Below are 22055 nucleotides of genomic sequence, written 5' to 3'. Positions count from 1 at the left end.
CCACCGAATCCGAGTGGCCCGCGCTCAGGGACGCCATGCCTCGATCGGGTTGCCCAGCCAGCGGGTGTCGTCCGGGACGGACTCCGCGGCCATGACGAGCGACGCGGGACCCAGGGTCGTACGGGCCCCGATCGTGCTGCCGGGCAGCACGATCCCGCCAGGGCCCAGCGTGGCGCCCTCACGGAGGACAACAGTATCCGTCCGCAAGATCCGGTCGTGGAAGAGGTGGGTCTGCAGGACACAGCCGCGGTTGACGGTCGCCGCGTCCTGAAGGGTCACCAGGTCGCTCTCCGGCAGCCAGTAGCTCTCCACCCACACGCCCTTGCCGATGCGGGCGCCGAGACCGCGCAGCCACCCGTTCATCAGCGACGTCCCCGGCACCGCCCCGGCCAGCCACGGCACGGCCACGACCTCGACGAAGGTGTCGGCGAGCTCGTTGCGCCACACATAACCGCTCCACAGCGGATGCTCACCCGTGCGGTGCCGCCCCACCAGCAGCCACTTCGCGAGAACCGAGACCAGCGCGGCCACCACGCCCGCCCCGAGCAGCACCACCCCGGACAGCAGCGGCGCCCACGGCCCCAGCAGGCACAGCACCGCCACCGTGCCGACGGCCAGCGCGGCCGAGCAGAACACCGGCACGATCCGGCACAGCTCCACCAGCCCCCGCGCCCACAGCAGCCGCGCCGGCGGGTCGTACGTCCGGCTCTGGTCGCCCGACTCGGCGCTGCGCGGCAGCCGCACCGGCGGCAGCCCCAGATAGGAGCTGCCCTTCTTCGCCTTCTTCGGCGTGGCGGACAGCACCCCGACCAGCCCGCCGTCCGGCACGCTCCGCCCCGGCGCGGTCATCCCGGAGTTCCCGAGGAACGCCCGCCGCCCGATCTCCGCGCGCCCGATCCGCATCCAGCCGCCCCCCAGCTCGTACGGCGCCGTCAGCGTGTCGTCGGCCAGGAACGCGCCCTCGCCGACCGTCGTCAGACTGGGCAGGGCCAGCACGGTCGACACCTCGGCGCCACGCCCGACGCGCATGCCGAGCAGCCGCAGCCACACCGGCGTCACCAGCCCCGCGTACAGCGGGAACAGCGTGTCCCGGGAGCGGTCCATGAGCTGGGTGACCGTCCAGGTCTGCCAGCCGGTCCTGCTGTGCGTCGGGTACGTCCCCTCGCGCAGGCCCAGACTCAGCAGCCGCACACCGACGAGGATCAACAGCGCGAACGCCGCCCCGAAGGCCAGCGTCGCCGGGACGAGGGCGAGCGCGGCGCCGCGCACCGGCGCCGCCGGGTCGACCAGGGCGTACGCCACGAGGAAGGCGGCCCCGCAGGCCAGCAGCGGCAGGGCGGTGAGGACGAGGCCCGTCAGGCCGTACATCACCCGCCAGTAGCTGCCCCGCTGCGGCCGGTCCTTGGGCCAGTTCCGCTTGGCCTTGCCGAGCTTGACCGCGGGAGCGCCCGCCCAGCGCTGGCCGGTCGGGATCTGCCCGGTGACCGCCGAACCGGGCGCCACCTCGGCGCGCTTGCCGACGCGGGCGCCCGGGAAGAGGATGCTGCGGGTGCCGACGGTGGCGTGAGCGCCGACCTTGACCTGGCCGATCTCCAGCCGGTCGCCGTCCAGCCACCAGCCGGACAGGTCGACCTCGGACTCCACGGCCGCGCCCCGGCCCAGCTTGAGCATGCCGGTCACCGGCGGCAGTGAGTGCAGGTCGACGTCCTGGCCGACCCTGGCGCCCAGGGCGCGCGCGTACCGCTCCAGCCAGGAGCCGGTCAGCGAGGTCGCGCCACTGAATTCGGCCAGCCGCTCGGCCGTCCACAGCCGCAGGTGGACGCCGCCGCCGCGCGCGTACCGGCCCGGGCGCACGCCCCGCAGCAGCAGCCGCGCGCCACCCGCCGCGATCGCGAGCCGGCCGGGCGGGCTGAACAGCAGCAGGGCACCGGCCACGACCAGCCACCAGGGGGCCGTCGGCAGCCACGACCACGCGGGCAGCAGATTCCCGAGCGCGGCCAGCGCCACCGTCCAGCGCAGTCCGAGCAGCGTGAACAGCGGGACGAGGAGCAGCAGCTGGACGATCCTGGCGCGGGCGGGGACGGGGGCGACCGTGCGGCTGCCCCCGTCGTCCTGCGCCGACTCCTCCAGCCGGCGGGCCAGCTTGCGCAGCGTGGGCTGCTGGTAGATGTCCAGGACGGCGGCGCTCGGATAGCGGGCGCGCAGCCTGGTGGTCAGCCGCGCGGCGGCCAGACTGCTGCCGCCGATCGCGAAGAAGTCGTCGCGGGCGCTGGTGACGGGGATGCCGAGGACCTCCGTCCACTGCTCCGCCAGCCACGCCTCGGTGCCGTACAGCCGCTCGGCCGGTCCGCCGGTCCCCAGGTCCTCCAGGGGCCAGGGCAGCGCGTCGCGGTCGACCTTGCCGCTGGTCCGGGTCGGCAGCTCGGCGACCGGGGCGAGCAACGGGACGAGCGCGGCAGGCAGTTCGGCGCGCAGCTTCTCCACGGCGGTCGCGTGGTCCCAGCCTTCCTGGGTGACGACATAGCCGACCAGCAGCTGGTTGCCGCCGCGCGCGGTCCGTACTGCGGCGGCCGCGCCGGCCACCCCGGGCAGCGCCTGCAGGGCGGCGTCGACCTCGCCGAGCTCGATCCGGCGACCGCCGAGCTTGATCTGCTCGTCGGCCCGCCCGAGGAAGACCAGCCCCTCGGGTTCGGCCCTGACCAGGTCACCGCTGCGGTACGCCCGTTCCCAGCCCAGCGATTCGAGGGGCGCGTACTTCTCCGCGTCCTTCTCCGCGTCCAGGTACCGGGCGAGGCCGACCCCGCCGATCACCAACTGGCCGGCGGCGCCCATCGCGACGGGCTCCCCGGTCTCGTCGACGACGGCCAGCTCCCAGCCGGCCAGCGGCAGCCCGATACGGATCGGTTCGGCACCGCTCATCAGCGAGGCGCAGGCGACGACGGTGGCCTCGGTCGGCCCGTAGGTGTTCCACACCTCCCGGCCCTCCGTCACCAGCCGCTGCACCAGCTCGGGCGGACAGGCCTCGCCGCCGAAGATCAGCAGCCGTACGTCGTTGAGCGTCTCGGGCTCCCAGAGCGCGGCGAGCGTCGGCACCGTGGAGACCACGGTGATCTCCTGCTCGACCAGCCAGGGGCCGAGGTCGGCGCCGCTCCTGACCTGCGCACGGGGCACCGGCACCAGACACGCGCCGTAGCGCCAGGCCAGCCACATCTCCTCGCAGGAGGCGTCGAAGGCAACCGACAGCCCCGCCATGACCCGGTCGGCGGGGCCGATCGGGTCCTCGGTGAGGAACAGCGCGGCCTCGGCGTCCACGAACGCGGCGGCGCTGCGGTGGGAGACGGCGACGCCCTTGGGTTTGCCGGTGGAGCCGGAGGTGAAGATGATCCACGCGTCGTGCTCGACGCCGGGCCGCGCGGCCTTCGCCGCACCACCCCCGGTGACGGTCAGCTCGTGGCCGGCGCCGACGACGACCCGTACGGCCGCCTCCGAGAACACCCGCTCGGCCCGCTCGTCGGGGTCCTCCGCGTCGACGGGGACGTAGGCGGCACCGGCGGCGAGGACGGCCAGGATCGCCACGTACAGATCGTTGGTGCCGGACGGGACCCGGACCCCCACCCGGTCGCCGAGCCCGACCCCGGCGGCGGCCAGTCGCCCGCGCAGCCGCTCGACCTCGGTCGCCAGCTCCCGGTAGGTGAGCTGCCGCGAGCCGTCGTCCAGGGCGAGTTCACCCGGGTAGGAGCGCACAGAGGCGTCGAAGATGTCGACCAGGGTCCGCGGAGAGGGCGCCTGACCTGCGGAGAAGCGTGCGGTGTCGCCGAACTGCCGGTGGATCTCAGCGCTGAGCTCATCGTCGAGCAGGCCGAGAGCACTGCTCTCGTGTATGGCTGCCATCGGTCCTCGCGTCTCGATCCCGGAAGCCTCCGGGGCGCTGGCGGGCCCGCAGGTCTGCCTGGGGTTGTCCTCCTCCAGCTCCGTAACAAGCCGGAAATTTTAGTACGAAGCTAGGTTCGGCCCGACGGAACAGCCACTCGGATGGGCCGTCCGGAGGAACGGCCCCCGAAACGGGGGCCGTTGACCTGCGCCTTTCACTACGGAGAGAGATCCCCCACACCGAGAGTGAAGCCCCGGGACGACGGTCACGACCGGTCCTCCACCAGGGTCGCGACACCCGGTTCGTCACCTCCCATGTCGAGCCGGAACGGCGGATAGCTGTCCGTCATCAGCCCGACGTAGGCGGCCACCCGCAGCACCCACCGGTTCAGGCCCAGGATCAGGTCGAACAGGCCCTTGGGGTACTTCTCGGTGAAGGCCAGGATCACGGCCGCGATGAGGGCCAGCACGGCGACCAGGCCGCCGTCCCACCAGCCGACGCGCCAGCCGCCGAGGAAGAAGCCGATGACGATGTAGTGCGGGATCGCCAGCAGCCACCACTTCACCAGCACCAGGCCACGGGAGAGGTGTTCCGGATAGGCGATGTCCAGCCGGGCCGGGTAGTCGGGCTCCTCACCCAGGCTGAACGGCGGGTACCGGTCGGTGCCGAGGGCGCCGTACGAGTAGTAGGCGACCCGCCAGCTCCAGCGCAGTACCCCCAGGTTGAAGTCGAACAGGGCGCGGGGATAGCGGCCGGTGAACAGGATGCTGAAGAAGGCGACCACGCTCACCACGGTGAACGCGATCCACAGGAAGCACAGCACCACGTAGTGGGGGATGACCAGGATCCACTTCACCAGCCACAGCCATCGCGACAGGGGCGCGTCCAGCACCGCCTCCACCCGGACCGGGCGGTCCGGTGTCGCTGCCAAGGTCGTCATGGCGATCAGCTCCTTCGGTCCGGGGCTGCCGCCGCGGGGCAAGCCCCACCATCAGCGTGGCCACCCCGGCCCGGCACCGCGAGGGGCCGACCGGGGCCCCCCCGGGGACCATCGGTCCCGGCGCCGGGCGGTGCCTCAGGATGTGCGGGCCGGCCCGGCCGCCGTCACCGGTATCCGCCACGACACCCGGGTGCCGCCTTCCGCGCGCCCGGCCACCTCGAAGCTCCCGCCGAACCGCTCCGCGCGCCGGCGCAGGTTGGTCAGACCGCTGCTGCGGGTCGGCGTGCCGATGCCCCGGCCGTTGTCCACGACCTCCAGCAGCAGATCCTCCGCCGCCCGCACGGTGACCTGCACCGCCGAGGCCCAGGCATGCCGGCCGACGTTGGACAGGGCCTCCCGCAGCGCGGCCAGCAGATGCACGGCCGTCTCGTCCGGGACGGTCGCGTCGACGGGGCCGTGGAACTCGACGGCGGGCGCGAAACCGAGCCGGCCCTCCGCGGCCGCGGTCTCGCCGAGGACCTGGGCGCGCAGACTGACGGCCTTCTGCGTGGGCCGGTTCAGCTCGAAGATGGTGTTGCGCAACTCCTTGATGGTGGAGTCCAGTTCGTCGATGACCGAGGTGATACGGGCGGCGGGCCCGGGCTGGACGTCCCGCGCGGCGATGCTCTGCAGGACGAGACCGGCCCCGAACACCCGCTGGATGACCATGTCGTGCAGGTCACGGGCGATGCGCTCACGCTCGTCGGTCACCACACGATCCGCCCGGGCGGCCGCCAACTCCGCCTGCGCGGCCAACTGTTGGGTGATGTCCCGGGCCACCGTGCAGAACCCGATCAGTTCCCCGCCGGCGTCCCGCATCGCCGACACCGTGACGGCCACGTCGACCTCGCCGCCGTCGGCCCGGCGCCAGCGGCTCTGATGGGGTTCGGCGTGCCCGCGGGCACGGATCTGCTCCACCGCCGAGCGGAAGGCGTCGAACGCCCCCTGCGACATGAGGTGTTCCACCGGCCGCCCCACGACCTCCCGCTCGCCGTGCCCGAGCAGTCGCCGCGCGCCGGGGTTCCAGGTCTGGACGAGACCCTCCGCGTCCACCGCCAGCATCGCGTCGTCGGACGACGCCACGATGGCTGCGAGCCGGGCCTCACCCGCCCGGGCCGCCTCCAGCTCGGTGTGCAGCGCGATCAGGCCCCGGTTGGTGTCCTCCAGCTCCTGACGCAGCTCGTCGATCAGCAGCGTCCGGCCGTCCGGCTCCGCGCCCGGTCCGGGCCCGGACGCAGGCCCTGGGTCCGCGGGGGTCCTGGGGTCGACGAACTCCCCCATGTCCGACCGCCCTTCGTCTGCGGTGACGGAAACGTGGCTCATGATGGCACGCGCCCAGGGTCCCGGACCACGACCACGGTGGCGTCGTCCGAGGGCCTGGCGTACTCGCGGTGGACGACCGCCGCGACGACCGACGGATGCCGCTGCGCCAGCCGCGGGTGATCCTCCAGGCTCCAGCCGGACCGGATCCCGTCGGAGACCAGCACCAGCATCGAACCCGGCTCCCACGCACAGCGCTGCACACGGGTGCTCGGGACCGGCAGATGGGTGCCCAGCGTGCCGGGGCGGTCCAGGAGATGCACGGAGCGGGCGCCCGTGAACACCCGCCCGGTGATGTTCCCGACGGCCGCGTAGGAGAGCTCGCCCCGCTCGGCGTCGATCAGACACGCGCCCAGGACGCCGCCGCGGGTCCCGCGCATCGCCTCGTGCGCCCGCCGCACGAACCGGTCCAGATCAGTGACCGGCTCCCGCTCGAACGCGCCGACCGCGGCCCGGGAGGCGACGGACGCCGCCGGACCGTGCCCCAGCCCGTCCACGACCAGCACGGCCGACGGGCGGCCCGGCACGACCGTCCAGGCGTCCCCCGACTCGCCGTCCCCGCCGAGCGGCACGTTGACCCCGCCGAACCGCCACCTCCCGTCCGCGCCGGCGTCGGCCGTGCCCAGCCGCGCGTAGACGACCGTGCCGCGCCGGGTGGCGTACCAGTCGAACTCGGTGGCGTGCCGCCGTACGACGTCCAGCCCCGCGTTCAACCCGCCCCCGGGCACCGGCGCCGAGGGGCCCGTCACCGGCGGGGCCACGCCCGTCATGCCCGGTCCGTGGTCGACGGACAGCAGCTCGATGCCGTCACCGGCCTTCCGCAGCAGCACGTACCCGCCGGGGTGCGCGTGCCGGAGCAGATTGGTGCCCAGTTCCGTGGCGACCAGCTCGGCCGCGCCCGCACGCAGCGCCGGCCGCGCCGCGGCGAGGCGGGCGACCGACCGGCGCAGGGCTCCCACGTCCTCCGGGGCCCCGATCGGATGCCGTTGGTGCTCGCTCTCGCTCAGTGCCGTCCCACCCCAGTCCCGCTCATCGCTGCCACTTCACGATCGTCACCGTGGTCCCCGCCTCGGCGGTGGACGTCAGCGTCATGTCGTCCACCAGCCGCCCCGCGCCCGGCAGCCCCAGGCCCAGGCTGCCGCGCGTGCTGAAGCCGTCCGTCAGCGCCGCCGCTATGTCCGCGATGCCCGGCCCGTCGTCGGAGAACGTGGCCCGCACCCCGCGACGCCCCTGCCGGTGCACCCGCTCCACACAGAGCCTTCCGCGGCCGCCGGTCGCGTAGTTGAGGATGTTGCGGGCCAGCTCACTGCCGGCCGTGATCAGCTTCGTGGCGTCCACCAGGTTCAGCCCCGCCGCCTCCGCCTCGGCGCGCAGCACCTTGCGGACCCGGATCAGGTCGGCCTCGTGGGCGATGGCGAACGCGTCCGGCTCCCGCTCCGTGGCGGCCCCCGTCGTCACAGCAGGCCCGCACCGGTGTCGCCGCGGCGCAACCGCTCCAGCAGCGCCAGCCCCTGCTCGGCGTTGAGCGCGGTGTCCAGGTGCCCCATCTGCACGCCCAGCTCCACCAGCGTGATCGCCACCGCCGGCTGGATCCCCACCACGGCCGCCTGCGCCCCGAGCAGCCGCACCATCGCCACGATCCGGGCGAGCACCCGGGCGATGAAGGAGTCGACGACGCTCAACCGGCTGACGTCGATCAGCATGCCGGACGCCGAGGTGTTCGCGATCTCCCGGGTGAGCTGCTCCTCGATCCGGATCACGGTGGTGTCGTCGAGGTCCCCCTGCAACGCCACCAGCAGCGTGTCACCGATCCGCATGACCGGTACGACGTCCTCGTTCACCGTCCCTCCCCGCCGGCCAGGGCCCGCGCGGCGTCGGCCGCCGTACCGGATCGCTCGGCCAGTACGGCAAGCGCCAGCCGGAGGGCGTCCTGGAGGGTGTTGCGGGAACGCAGCCGTCCCATGTCGATGCCCAGGTGGACCATGGACTGGGCGGTCTCCGGGCGCACCCCGCTCATGATGCTGACCGCGCCCATCAGCGCGGCCGCCTGCACCGTCTTCAGCAGGTGCTGGGCGACCTGGGTGTCGATCGTGGGCACGCCGCTGATGTCCAGGATGGCGACCTCGGCCTGGGTGTGGGCGATCTTCTCCAGCAGGCCCTCGGTCAGCCGGGTGGCCCGCAGGGTGTCCAGGGTGCCGATGATCGGCAGCACGAGGATCTTGTCCCACACCTGGATCACCGGCGTGGACAGCTCGAGGATCTCGTCGCGCTGCCGCTGCAGCCGCTGCTCGGTCTCCCGGCGCTCGGTCACGTCCCGGATCGCGGCCGCCACCAGCCGGCCCTCGGCGGTCTCCAGCGGGCTCAGGCTGATCTCGACCGGGAACTCGGTGCCGTCGCGGCGCATCCCGTACAGCTCCAGGCCCAGACCCATCGGGCGCAGCCGCGGATCGGCCAGGAAGCCGCTGCGGTGGCCGACGTGCCGGTCGCGGAACCGGGCCGGAACCAGCACCTCTATCTCCCGGCCGACCAGTTCGTCGCGCTCGAAGCCGAAGAGCGTCTCGGTCCGCCGGTTGGCCAGCACGATCCGGGCGTCCGGTCCCACGATCAGCATGGCGTCGGGCGCGGACTCCAGCAGCCCGTGGAACAGCGACTCGGCCCGCGCTCTCTCGGTGACGTCCTTGAGCGTCTTGACGAAGCCCGTCACCGAGCCGTCCGGCTCCCGCACCGGTGTCAGCGTCACCTGCGCCAGGAACCGCTCGCCGCTCTTGCGGACCCGCCAGCCCTGGAAGGTGCGCCGGCCGTCGTCGCGGGCCGCCTCCAGCTCCTGTCGCACCAGCCCGGTCTCCCGGTCCTCGGCGAGATGCAGCGCCTCCACCGACCGGCCCACCATCTCGTCCTGCTCGAACCCGGTCATCGCCCGGGCGCCGCGGCTCCAGCGGACCACCTCGCCGTCCGGACCCAGCTTGACGATCGCCTGATCGGTGACCGCGTCCAGCATCGCCTCGAGATCGCGCAGGTCCGCCCCTGGATCGCGGGCACCTTCCGTCGACGTCGCCATGCCCGCCCCGCCTCCCCACACCCCACCCGGAGAACCCCTGGTCGGGGTCGTACCCGGCGGGGCGATGCTACTGGGCGGCACCCCGGCGCAGCGGCCGTATGAGAGGACGAGCACGCAAAACGAACCGGGCGGATCGAGATGAGTCCCGATCCGCCCGGTCTGTGAAGTGTCCGAGGGGGGACTTGAACCCCCACGCCCGATAAAGGGCACTAGCACCTCAAGCTAGCGCGTCTGCCATTCCGCCACCCGGACAAGGTGTCTGTCGTGCGGGGTCTGCCCCGCGGCGACGAGGGAAACATTACCAGGCTTTCGAGGGGCGCCCGATCACCCCCCGTCCGGCCTCCGTGCCCGCGTGAACGGCGTGTGACGGGCCGCTCCCGCTCTTGGGCGCGGCGCGGGGGAGGGGGAGGATGAGGGGAACCACCAGCAGTGACAGCGGGAGGAAGCAGCGTGAGCGACACGGACACGGCCAGGGGCGTCACCGGCGAGGACGAGGTCGTTGACCTCTGCCGCGAACTGATCCGCTTCGACACCAGCAACTACGGCGACCACTCGGGACCGGGTGAGCGCAAGGCGGCCGAGTGGACCGCCGAGAAGCTCGCCGAGGTGGGCCTGGAGCCGAAGATCTTCGAGTCGCACCCGGGCCGCGCCTCCACGGTGGCCCGCATCGAGGGCGAGGACCCCTCCCGGCCCGCGCTGCTGATCCACGGCCACCTGGACGTCGTACCGGCCAACGCCGGCGACTGGACTCACCACCCGTTCTCCGGCGAGGTCGCCGACGGGTGCGTGTGGGGCCGTGGCGCCGTCGACATGAAGGACATGGACGCGATGACGCTGGCGGTCGTCCGCGACCGGCTGCGCAGCGGACGCCGGCCCCCGCGCGACATCGTGCTGGCGTTCCTCGCCGACGAGGAGGCCGGTGGCACCTACGGCGCCCGGCACCTGGTGGACAACCACCCCGACCTCTTCGAGGGCGTCACCGAGGCGATCAGCGAGGTGGGCGGGTTCTCGTTCACCGTGAGCGAGCAGCGCAGGCTGTATCTGATCCAGACGGCCGAGAAGGGCATGCACTGGATGAAGCTGACCGTGGCCGGCACCGCGGGCCACGGCTCGATGATCCACCGGGACAACGCGATCACCGAGCTGTCGGAGGCCGTCGCGCGGCTCGGGCGGCACAAGTTCCCCGTCCGGGTCACCAAGACCACCCGCGCCTTCCTCGACGAGCTCGGCGACGCCCTCGGCACCGAGCTCGACCCGGAGGACATGGAGGCCACGCTGGCCCGGCTCGGCGGCATCGCCAAGCTGATCGGCGCGACGCTGAGCAACACCGCCAACCCCACGCAGCTCGGCGCCGGTTACAAGGTCAACGTCATCCCCGGCGAGGCCACCGCGCACGTCGACGGGCGCTTCCTGCCCGGACACGAGGAGGAGTTCCTCGCCGACCTCGACTCGATCCTCGGTCCCAAGGTGCGGCGCGAGGACGTGCACTCCGACAAGGCCCTGGAGACCTCCTTCGACGGCGCCCTGGTCGAGGCCATGCAGTCCTCGCTGCTGGCCGAGGACCCGACTGCCAAGGCGATCCCCTACATGCTCTCCGGCGGTACGGACGCCAAGTCCTTCGACGACCTCGGTATCCGCGGCTTCGGCTTCGCGCCCCTCAAGCTGCCCCCGGAGCTGGACTTCGCCGGCATGTTCCACGGGGTCGACGAGCGGGTGCCGGTCGACGGTCTGAAGTTCGGCGTGCGCGTTCTCGATCGTTTCATCGACGCGTCATGACCCCCCGTATTCGGCTACGTGTACGGGACTGACTGAGAAGAGTGAATGCACTCATACGCTCGTAGCTCCATTTCATCCCTCCTCGTTACAGGTGATGCGATCCGCTTCTTGGGATCGCATTGCCAACAAGGAGGAATAATGATCAAGAAGGTCGTCGCTGCTGCGGCTGCCACCGGTGGTCTGGTTCTGGCGGGTGCGGGCATGGCCGTCGCCGACGCCGGCGCTCAGGGGGCTGCGGTGCACTCCCCGGGTGTCGCTTCCGGCAACGTCATTCAGGTTCCGGTGCACATCCCGGTGAACGTCTGCGGCAACACGGTCTCCGCGTCCGGGCTGCTGAACCCCGCCTTCGGCAATACCTGCATCAACCACTGACGCCGGCCGCTCGAGCCCGCTCATGTTCACTACCCGTCGGCTCCGGAGCGAGCGCAATGCGCTCCGGAGCCGACCGGGAGTTCCCGATGATTCCAGGTCAGGTTTCGAAAGCAGGGGTAATTCAGGAATGCGACAGGTGACCCGCAAGGGCCTGATGACCGTGGCGGCCGCGACCGGCGTGCTCGCCGCCGCCGGTGGCTACGCGCACGCCGACTCCGCAGCGAGCGGCAGTGCCTCGGACTCGCCCGGCGTGCTGTCGGGCAACTCGGTGCAGGCGCCCGTGCACGCGCCGGTGAACGTCTGCGGCAACACCGTGAACGTCGTCGGCCTGCTCAACCCGGCCTTCGGCAACGGGTGCGCCAACCAGGGCGGCGGACCGTCCGGCGGTCACGGCGGCTCCGGTTCCGGCGGCTCGCACGCGGGCGGCCACAGCAGTGACTCACCGGGCGTCGGCTCCGGCAACCGCGTCGAGGCGCCCGTCGACGTGCCGGTCAACGCCTGCGGCAACAGCGTGAACGTCGTCGGCATCGGCAACCCCGCCACCGGCAACGACTGCGTCAACGGCGGCGGTTCGGGCAGCGGTCACACCACGCCTCCCGGCGGGGGTCAGGCGACGCCGCCCGGGCACCCCGAAAACCCGGGCACCCCGAGCACACCGCCCACCCGCGGCATCCACACGCCGGGCGGGTCCTCGCACGTCAACCACCCGGGCGCCCAGACGATCAACGGGCCCGAGTCGGTCTCGCAGCTCGCCCACACCGGCAGCGACATGCCGCTGGGCATCGTGCTCCCCGTCGGAGCCGGAGCGCTGCTGGCGGGCGCCGTGCTCTACCGCAAGGCTCGCGCCTCCGCGTAGCACCGCGTGAGACACATCACGGAGCGGGCCCCGCCTCGGCGGGGCCCGCTCCGTTTCCCGTGATCCTGTCGCCGCCCGTCGCTCACCACGTGGCGCGCACCTGGCGGATGATCCGCCGGCGCAACCGCACCCTGCGGCTGCCGTCGCGCATCAGACTGAGGCGGTCCAACTCCCAGTGTCCGTACTCGGCATGGTCCGTCAGCAGGCGTGTGGCGTCCTTGCGGGAGACCCCGCGCGGTACGTACACGTCGACAAATTCGTATTCCGGCATCGCATCTATTGTGCGGGCTGGGCCCCGGTACGGATAGCGTCTGCACTATGTCTGATGCTGCGCAGCCCACCGCTGCCGAGGTACGCGCCGCCGCCGAGGCGGTCAAGACCGCGCTCGACCGCCACCTGGCGGCCGTCGAACGCCGGTCGGGGGAGGACGACCCGGCCGTCTACGAGGCGTTCAACCAGCTGGCGGCGGCCGCCGAGGCGTACGACGAGCTGCTCTACGACCGCTACGACGAGGTGACCCCCTTCGAGATCCCCGGCGCGGAGGACGCGCTGCCGCCGTACACGGGACCCGAGGAGCCGAACGCGCTCAGCGTGCTCATCCGCCGCGACTACTCCGTGGTGGAGCCGCAGCGGCTGCTGGCACAGGCGCAGCGAGTGGAGGCCGCGGACGAGGACGCGACGGACACGGAGGTCTCCGGCACGTTGCACGGGGCGCTGGGCATCCTGTTCGGCGAGTTCGAGCCGGACGAGATCGCCTCGCGGCACAAGGAGTTCGGGCTGGAGGAGGGCGACTCCACGCTGTGGGTGACCGCCGCGGAGGATGCCGCGGAGCCCGGCGAGTGGCTGGAGGCGCCGTTCGACGGCGTCGACCCGCAGGCCGTGGTGTGCCGCTTCGACGTCAGCGCGGTGTTCGACGACGATCTGGACGCGGACGACCTCGAGGACGAGATCGATCCGGAACTGGACGAGGACGAGGATCTCGAGCCGTTGGACGTGGATCGCTGAGGTGTGCCGAGGGCGGCGGTCGCGGGATGTCCGTGACCGCCGCCTTTGGGGGTGCGGGGCGGCTGGTGGTGCAGTTGCGCCGTGGTGCGACCTGTTGCGTGCTGGGCTGCGGGCCGTGTGTGGCTGGTCGCGCAGTTCCCCGCGCCCCTTTCGGGGCGATCAGGCGGCCGTCGGGAGTTGCGTGGCCAGCAGGACGGATAGGCGGGTCGTGCGCGGCTTCGCGGGGATCTCGGAGACGGCCTTCGGGAGGGCCTGGTCCACGCCGTGGACCACGGAGAGGTGGCGGTCGGCCCGGCTGAACGCCGTGTAGACCCAGGGGCGGTTCAGCGCCTGGGCGGCGTCCCCGGGCAGCACGACGACCACCGCCGGCCACCGGCTGCCCACCGCCTGGTGCGCGGTCAGGGCCCAGCCGTGCCGCACGCACTGCTCGACCCGCTCCTTGGGTACGACCACAAGGACGCCCGCGCACGACAGGTGAAGGCCGTCGGCGTCGGCCTTCACCACCTGTCCCGGCACGGTACGGCCGGTGGCGGGGGAGTAGGCGACACGGTCACCGGGGTCGAAACCGCCGAAGCGGCCCGGGCCCGGGTTGAGGCGCTCCTTGAGGGCGGCGTTGAGGGCGCGGGTGCCGACGGCGCCGCCGTGGCCCGGCGTGATCACCTGCGTCTGTTCGGCGGGGACGCCGAGCGCGCGCGGCACCGAGTCGGCGACCAGCTGCACGGTCCGGTGCACGGCCTCGCCCGCGTCCCGCACCGGCACGATCACGACCTCCTTGCCGGGGGCCTCGACCTGGTTGAGCTCACCGACACCGATACCGGAGACCAGCTCGCCGAGGGGCCCGGGGTCCGGCAGGCGGGAGGCGATCTGCGGGCAGACGCGTGCCGCGAGCAGATCCGCGAACACCCGCCCGGGCCCGGCCGACCACAGCACCGCCGGATCACCGGACAGCACCAGCCGGGCCCCGTCGGGCAGCGACTCGGCGAGCAGCGCGGCCGTCTCCACGTCCAGCTGGGGCGCGTCGAGCACGACGACAACATCCAGATCCAGCGCACCATCGGCATCCCGCCCGGGCCCCTCGACCCCGGACAGCAGCCCGGCGACCGTGACGACGGGGAGGGCGGTCGCCTCGGGGTCTGCCGGTACCGAGCCACCCGCTCCGCTCAGCAGCCGCGCGAAGCGTTCGCGGCCCAGGGGGGTGTGCGTCGCCGCCCAGGCGCGCAGACCGAGGGCGTGGGCCGTGCCCAGCAGGGCCGCCGGTTCGGCCAGGGACGCCTCACCGCCCGTGTGCAGGACCAGGCCGTTGCCCGCCGTCGCGCGAATCAGCTCGGCCGTGGAGCCCTTGGCCGCCTCCGCGGCCCGCTCCCACTCCCGCGCCGAACCGTCCTCCTTCGGCACCGAGTTGATCAACCGCGCCAGTCCGTCGGCGAGGCTCTCCTCCGCGAGCGCGTACCGCTCCAGGCCGACCAGGATGCGAACGGGCCGCTCGGCAGCCTCCTCGCCGTCATCCTCCGGCTCGGGTGCGCGCGGGTCCAGGGCGTCCTGGAAGACCAGGGCCTCGCCCTCCGCGACGGCGTCCTGCACGGCGGCGTCGGGGTCCGGCACGCCCCGCTGGGCCAGCGCGGCGGTGAGCGCCTGCATCTCCAGCGCCGTGTGCCCGGCCAGGGCGGCCTGTTCCAGCAGCCAGCCCGTCAGCGCCCGGCCCCGCCGCTCGTCGTCCGGCCCCGCTTCCGCGCCGAGCAGCGCCCGTGCGAAGCCGTCGGCCTGCTCGGGCCGCACACCGCTGACCCGCAGCAACTGCCAGGGGTCCTCGCGCAGCTGCTCCCCGGCGCCCTCGCCGAGCGCGGCTGCTGCCTGCGGGGCGAGCGAGTCCGGGGCGCCGCCGTCGGCCAGCACGCGCCGCACCTCGTCGACGGACTCCGCCGCCACAGCCGCCGGCGCGACGGGCTGCGGCGCCTGCGGCCGCCGTACGGGCTCGGGTGCGGGCCGGCGCGGCGCGGGCTCGTCGAACACGGCGGCCCCGGGCTTCTGGCCGCTCTCCACGGCCCGTACGGCCGCGAGCAGATCGGCGGCCTTCCCGCTCAACTTGGCGCCGGCCTCGACGGGCCCCTTCCGCTCGGCCTTGCGCCGCTCGATGCGCTCCCGCTCCAGGCGCTGCGCGGCCAACTCGGCCTCGGCCTCCGACAGCTGTGTGCCGGAGCCGTCCTCGGCGGCCGTGCCCTCGCCGTCACCGCCGTCCTCGGTACCGGCCTCGGGGGCACCCTCTTCCACGGCGCCGTCCTCCGTCGCGCCGTCCGGCGTCTGAGGGCCGGTCTGCCCCGTGGTCTCCGGCTCCGTGCTCACAGCGTGCTCCAGTCGTGATCGGGATAGCGGTGCACGGGCGCCGACACGTCGTCGAGCGCCCGGCAGATCTCGTCAGGAAGACTAAGGGCCTCCACTGACAATGCCGCCGTGAGCTGCTGCGCGTTGCGCGGACCGATGACGGGCGCGGCCACGCCCGGCCGGTCGCGGATCCAGGCGAGCGCGACCTGGAGCGGGGTCACGGCGAGCCCGTCCGCCGCGGTCTGCACGGCGTCGACGATCCGGCTCGCGGTGTCGTCGAGATAGGGCGCAACGAACCGCGAGAGGTGCTCCGAGGCGCCGCGCGAGTCGGCCGGCCTGGCGTCGCCCCGGTACTTGCCGGTCAGCACCCCGCGGCCCAGCGGGGAGGAAGGCAGCAGCCCGATGCCCAGATCCAGCGCGGCCGGCAGCACCTCGCGCTCGACGCCGCGCTGCAGCAGCGAGTACTCCATCTGCGTACTCGCCAGCCGGGTCCGGGTCCCCGGCGCCGCCAGCTGCCACGTCGCCGCCTTCGCCAACTGCCAGCCGCAGAAGTCGGAGACACCGGCGTACCGGGCGCGACCACTGCTGACCGCCAGGTCGAGGGCCTGGAGGGTCTCCTCCAGCGGGGTGCAGGGATCGAAGGCGTGCACGTGCCAGATGTCGACGTAGTCGGTACCGAGGCGGGCGAGCGAGGCGTCCAGGGCGGAGAGCAGATGGCCGCGCGAGCCGTCGAAGCGGCGGTCCGGGTCGGCCACACTGCCGGCCTTGGTGGAGATCACCAGGTCCCGGCGCGGGACGAGTCCTTCTGTCAGGCGTCCGAGCAGGTATTCGGCCTCCCCGTCGCCGTACACGTCGGCCGTGTCGACGAGGCTGCCGCCGGCCTCCCAGAACGTCTTCAGGAGGTCCGCGGCGTCGTGCTCGTCGGTGTCCCTGCCCCAGGTGAGCGTGCCGAGTCCGATACGGGACACACGAAGGCCGGTGCGGCCGAGATGCCTCTGCTCCATGAACGCCGAGATTACTGGCCGGAACCTGCGGTGTGGGGGCCTGTGGACAACCAGTTTCCACAGGCTAGGGTCTGCGCAACAGGCACGACGTTACTGATCGGTAAGGGGAACGGCCATGCAGCTCGGGATCAACCTCGGCTACTGGGGCGCCGGAATGGACGCGGACAACCTGGAGGTCGCCAAGGAGGCCGACCGGCTCGGGTACGCCGTCTGCTGGGCCGCCGAGGCCTACGGCTCCGACGCGGCCACCGTACTCAGCTGGGTCGCCGCCCACACCGAGCGGATCGACGTCGGCTCGGCCATCTTCCAGATCCCGGCCCGCCAGCCCGCGATGACCGCGATGACCGCCGCCACCCTGGACTCCCTGTCCGGCGGCCGCTTCCGTCTCGGCCTCGGCGTCTCCGGACCGCAGGTCTCCGAGGGCTGGTACGGCGTCAAGTTCGACAAGCCGCTGGCACGCACGCGTGAGTACGTCGAGATCGTGCGCAAGGCCATGAGCCGTGAGCGGCTCTCCTACGAGGGCGCGCACTGGACGCTGCCGCTGCCCGGCGGCCCCGGCAAGCCGATCAAGCTCACCGTGCACCCCACGCGCGAGCACATCCCGCTGTACATCGCCGCGATCGGCCCGAAGAACCTGGAGCAGACCGGCGAGATCGCCGACGGCGCCCTGCTGATCTTCCCCTCCGCCGCGCACCTGGAGGAGACGACCATCAAGCACCTGCACGCCGGGCGCGAGAAGGCCGGCAAGACCATGGACGGCTTCGACGTCCACCCGACCCTGCCGCTCGCCGTCGGCGAGGACAAGGACGTCGCCGCGCTCGCCGACGCCTTCCGCCCCTACACCGCCCTGTACGTCGGCGGCATGGGCAGCGCCAAGCAGAACTTCTACAACCAGCTCGCCCAGCGCATGGGCTTCGAGGCGGCCGCCGCCGACGTCCAGGAGAAGTACCTGGCGGGCGACAAGCAGGGCGCAGCCGCCGCCGTACCGCACGAGCTGATCGACCAGACGACCCTCCTCGGCTCCGTCGACCGCATCGCGGACCGGATGAAGGAGTACGCGGCGGCCGGGGTGACCACCCTGAGCCTCAACCCGGCGGGCTTCACGCTGGAGGAGCGGCTCGCCTCGCTCCGCGCCGGCACCGAGGCCCTGGAGCGCGCCGGGCTGGCCTGACAGTCGGCCCGGACAACGGAGTTCTTCCGCGGCCGTGGTGGGGGCTCGGGGGTCTTCCCCGCCACGGCCGTCACGGGGAACAACGCGTCGCGGCCCGCGCGGTTACGCCCGTGACGTGACCGCGCGGCTCCTCCTTTCGGCGCAGTTGTCCGGCACAGCTGTTGCGGCACCTCGAAGGCCGCACTTGACTCGTTCTTTGCGGAATGCCCCGGAATCCGCGACGTCTGCGAGTCTTGCGGAGAGGTGCCCCACGATGCTTTCGGCCAAGAGTCTGTTCCAGGAGATCCTCGACGACGACCGGTCCTTCGCGCTTTTCTGCTCCATCGCGGCCGGTGGCGAGTCGCAGGGCGGCTGGGAGAACGGCCGTATCGCGGCGCTCGTACCGGAGAGCGAGCGCGCACTCGCGCCCAAGATCGCCCGGCACGGCGCCGACGAGGACAAGCACGGACGGATCTTCACGGCCCTGATGAGGAAGCGCGGCCTCGAACCCGTCCCGGTCCCGCCCGAGACCGACTACACGATGCTTCTGGAGAAGCACGGCATCGGCCTGGCCCACGCCAGGCTCAGGGGCGACCGGCCGCTGACCGAGCAGGACATCGTCACCTATCTCGCCCACAGCAGGGTCACCGAGCAGCGCGCCTCGGAACAGATGGAACTGCTGGGCCGGCACTTCGCCGACCACCCCGACGTCGGACGCGCGGTGCGGATGATCTCCGGAGACGAGGACAACCACCTCGCCTACTGCCACGAGGAACTGCTGCGCCTGGCCTACGCCGGACACGGCCGCGCCATTCAGCGCACCCTGCGCGAGTGCGCGCTCGCCGAGATCCGCGTCTACCGGGACGTCAGCCTCGCCGTCATGGACCACATGGGACGCATCCTCGGCTGGCCGAGGGCCAAGTCAGCGGTGCTCGCCGCCGGCATCCACGCCGTGTACGCCTACGAGCGGATCGCCGGCTGGCGGCGCATGGTGAACCTGCGCATGCCCCGGCGGCGCGACGCGCTCGGCGGACCGGCGGCCACCGCCCCCGAGTTCGCCTGAGCCCGGGAGGTCCCGCCCCGTCACAGCCAGCCCCGGCGCTTGAACAGCCGGTACAGCAGCAGCTCCATGACGGCCATCACCGCGATCACCGCCGGGTACGACCACGGCCAGTGCAGCTCGGGCATGTGGTCGAAGTTCATGCCGTAGATCCCCGCGATCATCGTGGGGACCGCGGCCATCGCCGCCCACGCGGAGATCTTCCGCATGTCGTCGTTCTGCCGGACGCCCGTCTGCGCCAGGTGGGCCGACAGGACGTCCGAGACCAGCCGGTCCAGGCCCTCCACCGACTCGTTCACGCGCGTGAGGTGGTCGCTGACGTCCCGGAAGAAGGGCTGCGCCTTCTCGTGCACGAAGGGCACCCGCCCGCCGGACAGGCCACCGCCCGCGAGCCGGGCCAGCGGCTGGGCCAGCGGACCCGTCGCCCTGCGGAACTCCATGACCTGCCGCTTGAAGGCGTAGATGCGGGACGCGGTGTGCCGCGAGCCGCCCAGTGTCGGCGAGAACACCTCCTCCTCCAGCTCCTCCAGGTCGGTGCCGAGTTCGCCGGCGACCTCCACGTAGTGGTCGACCACGGCGTCGGCGATCGAGTACAGCACCGCCGTGGGGCCGTGCCGGAGGTTCTCGGGTTCCTCCTCCAGCCGGTGCCGCACATCCGCGAGCGGTGCCTCCTCGCCGTGACGCACGGTCACCACGAAGGAGTCGCCGACGAAGACCATGACCTCGCCGGCGGTGACGACATCGCTCTTCGGCTCGTACCCGACCGGCTTGAGGACGACGAACAGCGAGTCGTCGTAGATCTCCAGCTTGGGCCGCTGATGCGCCTTCAGGGCGTCCTCGACGGCCAGCGGATGCAGCCCGAACTCCTCCGTGACCCTGTCGAACTCCTTCTCCGTCGGTTCGTAGAGGCCGATCCAGACGAAGTCGTAGGGCCCGCGACGGCACTGCGCGAGCGCGTCCGAGAGGTCCGGGGGACCCTCCGTCCGGCGCCCGTCACGGTAGATGGCGCAGTCGACGATCACGGAGTGTGTTCTCCCTTCGTAGTACGGCGGGTGCACCCTGCCGGGCGCCTACCCTTGGCCGCATGCCCACGCTGATCCTGGTCCGGCACGGACGTTCCACCGCCAACACCGAAGGAGTGCTCGCCGGGTGGACACCCGGTGTCGCGCTCGACGAGCGCGGGGCGGCACAGGCCGCCGCGCTGCCCGAGCGGCTTCGGCAACTGCCGATCTCCGAGGTCGTCAGCAGCCCGCTGCAACGCTGCCGGGAGACGATCGAGCCGCTCCTGCGGGCCCGGCCCGAGCTCACCGCGCACACCGAGGAACGGATCGGGGAGGCCCACTACGGCGACTGGTCCGGCCGCAAGCTCGCCGAGCTCAAGGACGAGCCGCTGATGGAGGTCGTGCAGGCGCACCCCTCGGCCGCCGCGTTCCCCGGCGGCGAATCGATGCGCGCGATGCAGTCCCGCGCGGCCGAAGCCGTACGAGAATGGAACGCGCGCGTGGAGCGCGACCACGGCGCGGACGCCGTCTACCTCATGTGCTCGCACGGCGACATCATCAAGTCGCTCGTCGCGGACGCACTCGGACTTCATCTCGACCTCTTCCAGAGGATTTCCGTTGAACCGTGTTCCATCACCGCGATCCGTTACACCCGCCTGAGGCCGTTTCTCGTACGCCTCGGCGACACCGGTGACTTCGCGTCGCTGGCACCGCGCGAAGAACCCCCGGCCGACGACGCCACGGTGGGGGGCGGTGCGGGCGCACCGTGATCGTCGGGCGCAGTAGGGTGAAGCGGTCGCAGTAGCGCCGTTTGCCGATCCCCGACTCCAGGAGACAGGACGTGTCCCGTCAGGTGTTCCTCTACGACCCCCCGGACCGCTTCGTGGCCGGTACGGTCGGGCTGCCCGGACGCCGTACGTTCTTCCTCCAGGCCACCGCGGGCTCCCGGGTGACCAGCGTGGCCCTGGAGAAGACCCAGGTCGCCGCGCTCGCCGAGCGCATGGACGAACTGCTCGACGAGGTGGTGCGGCGCAGCGGCGGCAACGCCGCCGTCCCCGCCGTGGCCCCCACCGAGATCTCCGACACCGAACCGCTGGACACCCCCGTCGAGGAGGAGTTCCGCGTCGGCACCATGGCCCTCGCCTGGGACGGCGAGGAGCAGCGCATGATCGTCGAGGCGCAGGCCCTCGTCGAACTCGACGCCGAGTCCGAGGAGGACCTCGCCGAGGCCGAGGAGCGCCTGCTGCAGGACGAGGAGAACGGGCCCCCGATGCTGCGGGTCCGGCTGACCGGCGCGCAGGCGCGAGCCTTCGCCAAGCGCGCTCTCGACGTCGTCAACGCCGGGCGGCCGCCGTGCCCGCTGTGCAGCCTCCCGCTCGACCCGGAAGGACACGTATGTCCGCGCCAGAACGGATACCGCCGCGGAGCGTGACCACGGTCGAGCTGCTCACCCGGGGTGAGCTCACGGTCCGCGGGCAGATCCGGGACGCCTCCAACGCCGTGCTGTACTGCTCCGTCGCCCACGAGGGCGAGGAGGTCACCTGCGTCTACAAGCCGGTGCGCGGCGAGCGCCCGCTGTGGGACTTCCCCGACGGCACCCTCGCCCAGCGCGAGGTCGCCGCGTACGAGGTGTCCGAGGCCACCGGTTGGGGGCTGGTGCCCACCACCGTGCTGCGCGACGGGCCCTTCGGCGAGGGCATGTGCCAGGTGTGGATCGAGGGCGAGCCGGGCGACGGGCTGCTGGCCCTCGTGGACGGCGAGGAACCCGAGGCGGGCTGGAAGGCGATCGGCTTCGCCGAGGTGGGGGAGGGCCGCACGGCGCTCCTGGTGCACGCCGACGACGAGCGGCTGCGCCGGCTCGCCGTGCTGGACGCGGTCATCAACAACGCCGACCGCAAGGGGGGCCATCTGCTGCCCGGCGGGGGCGGCCGGCTCTACGGCATCGACCACGGGGTGACCTTCAACACCGAGAACAAGCTGCGCACCCTGCTGTGGGGCTGGGCGGGGGAGCCGCTGACCGAGGAGGCGGTGACGGTCCTGAAGGGCCTGAAGGAGGCTCTGGCCCCCGGCGCGGCGCTCGCCGAGCGGCTCGGCGCGCTGATCACCCCCGCCGAACTCGACGCCACGCGCGCGCGTGTCGCCGTACTGCTGGAGACGGGAAGGCACCCGGAGCCGAGCGGGGAGTGGCCGGCCATTCCCTGGCCGCCGGTGTAGGAGCAGACTGACCGGTACCGCGCAAGAGGGCCCAACCGGCCATCCGGCCCGGTCCGGTTCGTATACGGAA

At 72.6% G+C, this 22055-nt stretch carries 20 protein-coding genes and 1 tRNA gene; 9 read left to right on the top strand and 12 right to left on the bottom strand.

Annotated features, from left to right (window positions below):
- Positions 1–24: 24 nt before the first annotated feature.
- The 8 genes from FBY22_RS28945 to FBY22_RS28910 form a co-directional block, all read right to left on the bottom strand.
- On the bottom strand, positions 25–3891 hold the full coding sequence (locus tag FBY22_RS28945) for a Pls/PosA family non-ribosomal peptide synthetase (protein ID WP_142150860.1): 3867 nt from the start codon (positions 3889–3891) through the stop codon (positions 25–27).
- Between the two features lie 245 nt (positions 3892–4136).
- The gene (locus FBY22_RS28940) at positions 4137–4811 is read right to left on the bottom strand and encodes a DUF4389 domain-containing protein (protein WP_142150858.1); all 675 of its coding nucleotides are present in this window, start codon (positions 4809–4811) and stop codon (positions 4137–4139) included.
- A 135-nt stretch (positions 4812–4946) separates the two neighbouring features.
- Positions 4947–6173 carry a PAS domain S-box protein gene (locus tag FBY22_RS28935; protein WP_142150856.1) on the bottom strand — a complete coding sequence of 409 codons (1227 nt, stop codon included), beginning with the start codon at positions 6171–6173 and terminating at the stop codon, positions 4947–4949.
- Positions 6170–7129, bottom strand: a complete 960-nt coding sequence (locus tag FBY22_RS28930; RefSeq protein WP_260845206.1) for a SpoIIE family protein phosphatase — start codon at positions 7127–7129, stop codon at positions 6170–6172. Before FBY22_RS28930 ends, FBY22_RS28935 begins: the two co-directional genes overlap by 4 nt.
- Before the next feature lie 70 nt (positions 7130–7199).
- Positions 7200–7628, bottom strand: a complete 429-nt coding sequence (locus FBY22_RS28925) for an ATP-binding protein (protein WP_142150852.1) — start codon at positions 7626–7628, stop codon at positions 7200–7202.
- Entirely contained in the window at positions 7625–7987 is a 363-nt protein-coding gene (locus FBY22_RS28920) for an STAS domain-containing protein (protein WP_142152548.1), read from the bottom strand. The genes FBY22_RS28925 and FBY22_RS28920 overlap by 4 nt, the downstream gene beginning before the upstream one ends.
- A gap of 20 nt (positions 7988–8007) precedes the next feature.
- Entirely contained in the window at positions 8008–9228 is a 1221-nt protein-coding gene (locus tag FBY22_RS28915) for a PAS domain S-box protein (RefSeq protein WP_142150851.1), read from the bottom strand.
- A 167-nt stretch (positions 9229–9395) separates the two neighbouring features.
- Positions 9396–9480, bottom strand: a tRNA-Leu gene (locus FBY22_RS28910).
- A 198-nt stretch (positions 9481–9678) separates the two neighbouring features.
- On the opposite strand from FBY22_RS28910, the gene FBY22_RS28905 reads away from it, so the two are divergent.
- From FBY22_RS28905 to FBY22_RS28895, 3 genes are all read left to right on the top strand, one after another.
- Entirely contained in the window at positions 9679–11004 is a 1326-nt protein-coding gene (locus FBY22_RS28905; protein ID WP_142150849.1) for a M20/M25/M40 family metallo-hydrolase, read from the top strand.
- 138 nt (positions 11005–11142) lie between these two features.
- Complete coding sequence (chpH, locus tag FBY22_RS28900) at positions 11143–11376, top strand: chaplin ChpH (RefSeq protein ID WP_142150847.1); 234 nt, start codon at positions 11143–11145, stop codon at positions 11374–11376.
- Positions 11377–11503: 127 nt separating this feature from the next.
- Positions 11504–12232 carry a chaplin gene (locus FBY22_RS28895; RefSeq protein ID WP_142150845.1) on the top strand — a complete coding sequence of 243 codons (729 nt, stop codon included), beginning with the start codon at positions 11504–11506 and terminating at the stop codon, positions 12230–12232.
- Positions 12233–12314: 82 nt separating this feature from the next.
- On the opposite strand, the gene FBY22_RS28890 is transcribed toward FBY22_RS28895, so the two are convergent.
- Positions 12315–12503: a DUF5703 family protein gene (locus FBY22_RS28890; RefSeq protein ID WP_007380901.1), complete on the bottom strand. Its 189-nt coding sequence runs from the start codon at positions 12501–12503 to the stop codon at positions 12315–12317.
- A gap of 47 nt (positions 12504–12550) precedes the next feature.
- Here FBY22_RS28890 and FBY22_RS28885 point away from each other — a divergent pair, with 47 nt between their 5' ends.
- On the top strand, positions 12551–13237 hold the full coding sequence (locus tag FBY22_RS28885; protein WP_142150843.1) for a hypothetical protein: 687 nt from the start codon (positions 12551–12553) through the stop codon (positions 13235–13237).
- A gap of 159 nt (positions 13238–13396) precedes the next feature.
- On the opposite strand, the gene FBY22_RS28880 is transcribed toward FBY22_RS28885, so the two are convergent.
- The gene (locus FBY22_RS28880) at positions 13397–15577 is read right to left on the bottom strand and encodes an ATP-dependent RecD-like DNA helicase (protein ID WP_142150841.1); all 2181 of its coding nucleotides are present in this window, start codon (positions 15575–15577) and stop codon (positions 13397–13399) included.
- Positions 15574–16560, bottom strand: coding sequence for an aldo/keto reductase (locus FBY22_RS28875; protein WP_142150839.1), 987 nt, complete (start codon positions 16558–16560; stop codon positions 15574–15576). Before FBY22_RS28875 ends, FBY22_RS28880 begins: the two co-directional genes overlap by 4 nt.
- Before the next feature lie 115 nt (positions 16561–16675).
- Between FBY22_RS28875 and FBY22_RS28870 the strand changes: the two genes are divergently transcribed.
- Positions 16676–17731 carry an LLM class F420-dependent oxidoreductase gene (locus FBY22_RS28870; protein ID WP_142150837.1) on the top strand — a complete coding sequence of 352 codons (1056 nt, stop codon included), beginning with the start codon at positions 16676–16678 and terminating at the stop codon, positions 17729–17731.
- A 253-nt stretch (positions 17732–17984) separates the two neighbouring features.
- Positions 17985–18773 carry a ferritin-like domain-containing protein gene (locus tag FBY22_RS28865; protein ID WP_142150835.1) on the top strand — a complete coding sequence of 263 codons (789 nt, stop codon included), beginning with the start codon at positions 17985–17987 and terminating at the stop codon, positions 18771–18773.
- 20 nt (positions 18774–18793) lie between these two features.
- Here the strand turns inward: FBY22_RS28865 and corA are convergent, their stop codons facing one another.
- The gene (corA, locus tag FBY22_RS28860; protein ID WP_142150833.1) at positions 18794–19792 is read right to left on the bottom strand and encodes a magnesium/cobalt transporter CorA; all 999 of its coding nucleotides are present in this window, start codon (positions 19790–19792) and stop codon (positions 18794–18796) included.
- A gap of 62 nt (positions 19793–19854) precedes the next feature.
- Between corA and FBY22_RS28855 the strand changes: the two genes are divergently transcribed.
- The 3 genes from FBY22_RS28855 (at position 19855) to FBY22_RS28845 (ending at position 21985) form a co-directional block, all read left to right on the top strand.
- Positions 19855–20541, top strand: coding sequence for a histidine phosphatase family protein (locus FBY22_RS28855; protein WP_142150831.1), 687 nt, complete (start codon positions 19855–19857; stop codon positions 20539–20541).
- 71 nt (positions 20542–20612) lie between these two features.
- Positions 20613–21203 (top strand): DUF3090 domain-containing protein, encoded by a 591-nt coding sequence (locus tag FBY22_RS28850; protein WP_142150829.1) that lies wholly within the window; start codon positions 20613–20615, stop codon positions 21201–21203.
- Complete coding sequence (locus tag FBY22_RS28845) at positions 21167–21985, top strand: SCO1664 family protein (RefSeq protein ID WP_174267283.1); 819 nt, start codon at positions 21167–21169, stop codon at positions 21983–21985. Before FBY22_RS28850 ends, FBY22_RS28845 begins: the two co-directional genes overlap by 37 nt.
- The last annotated feature ends 70 nt before the right edge of the window (positions 21986–22055 follow it).

Origin of the sequence: Streptomyces sp. SLBN-31, from assembly GCF_006715395.1 — a bacterium.
GTDB lineage: Bacteria > Actinomycetota > Actinomycetes > Streptomycetales > Streptomycetaceae > Streptomyces.
This window is presented reverse-complemented; position numbering and strand designations above follow the sequence as displayed.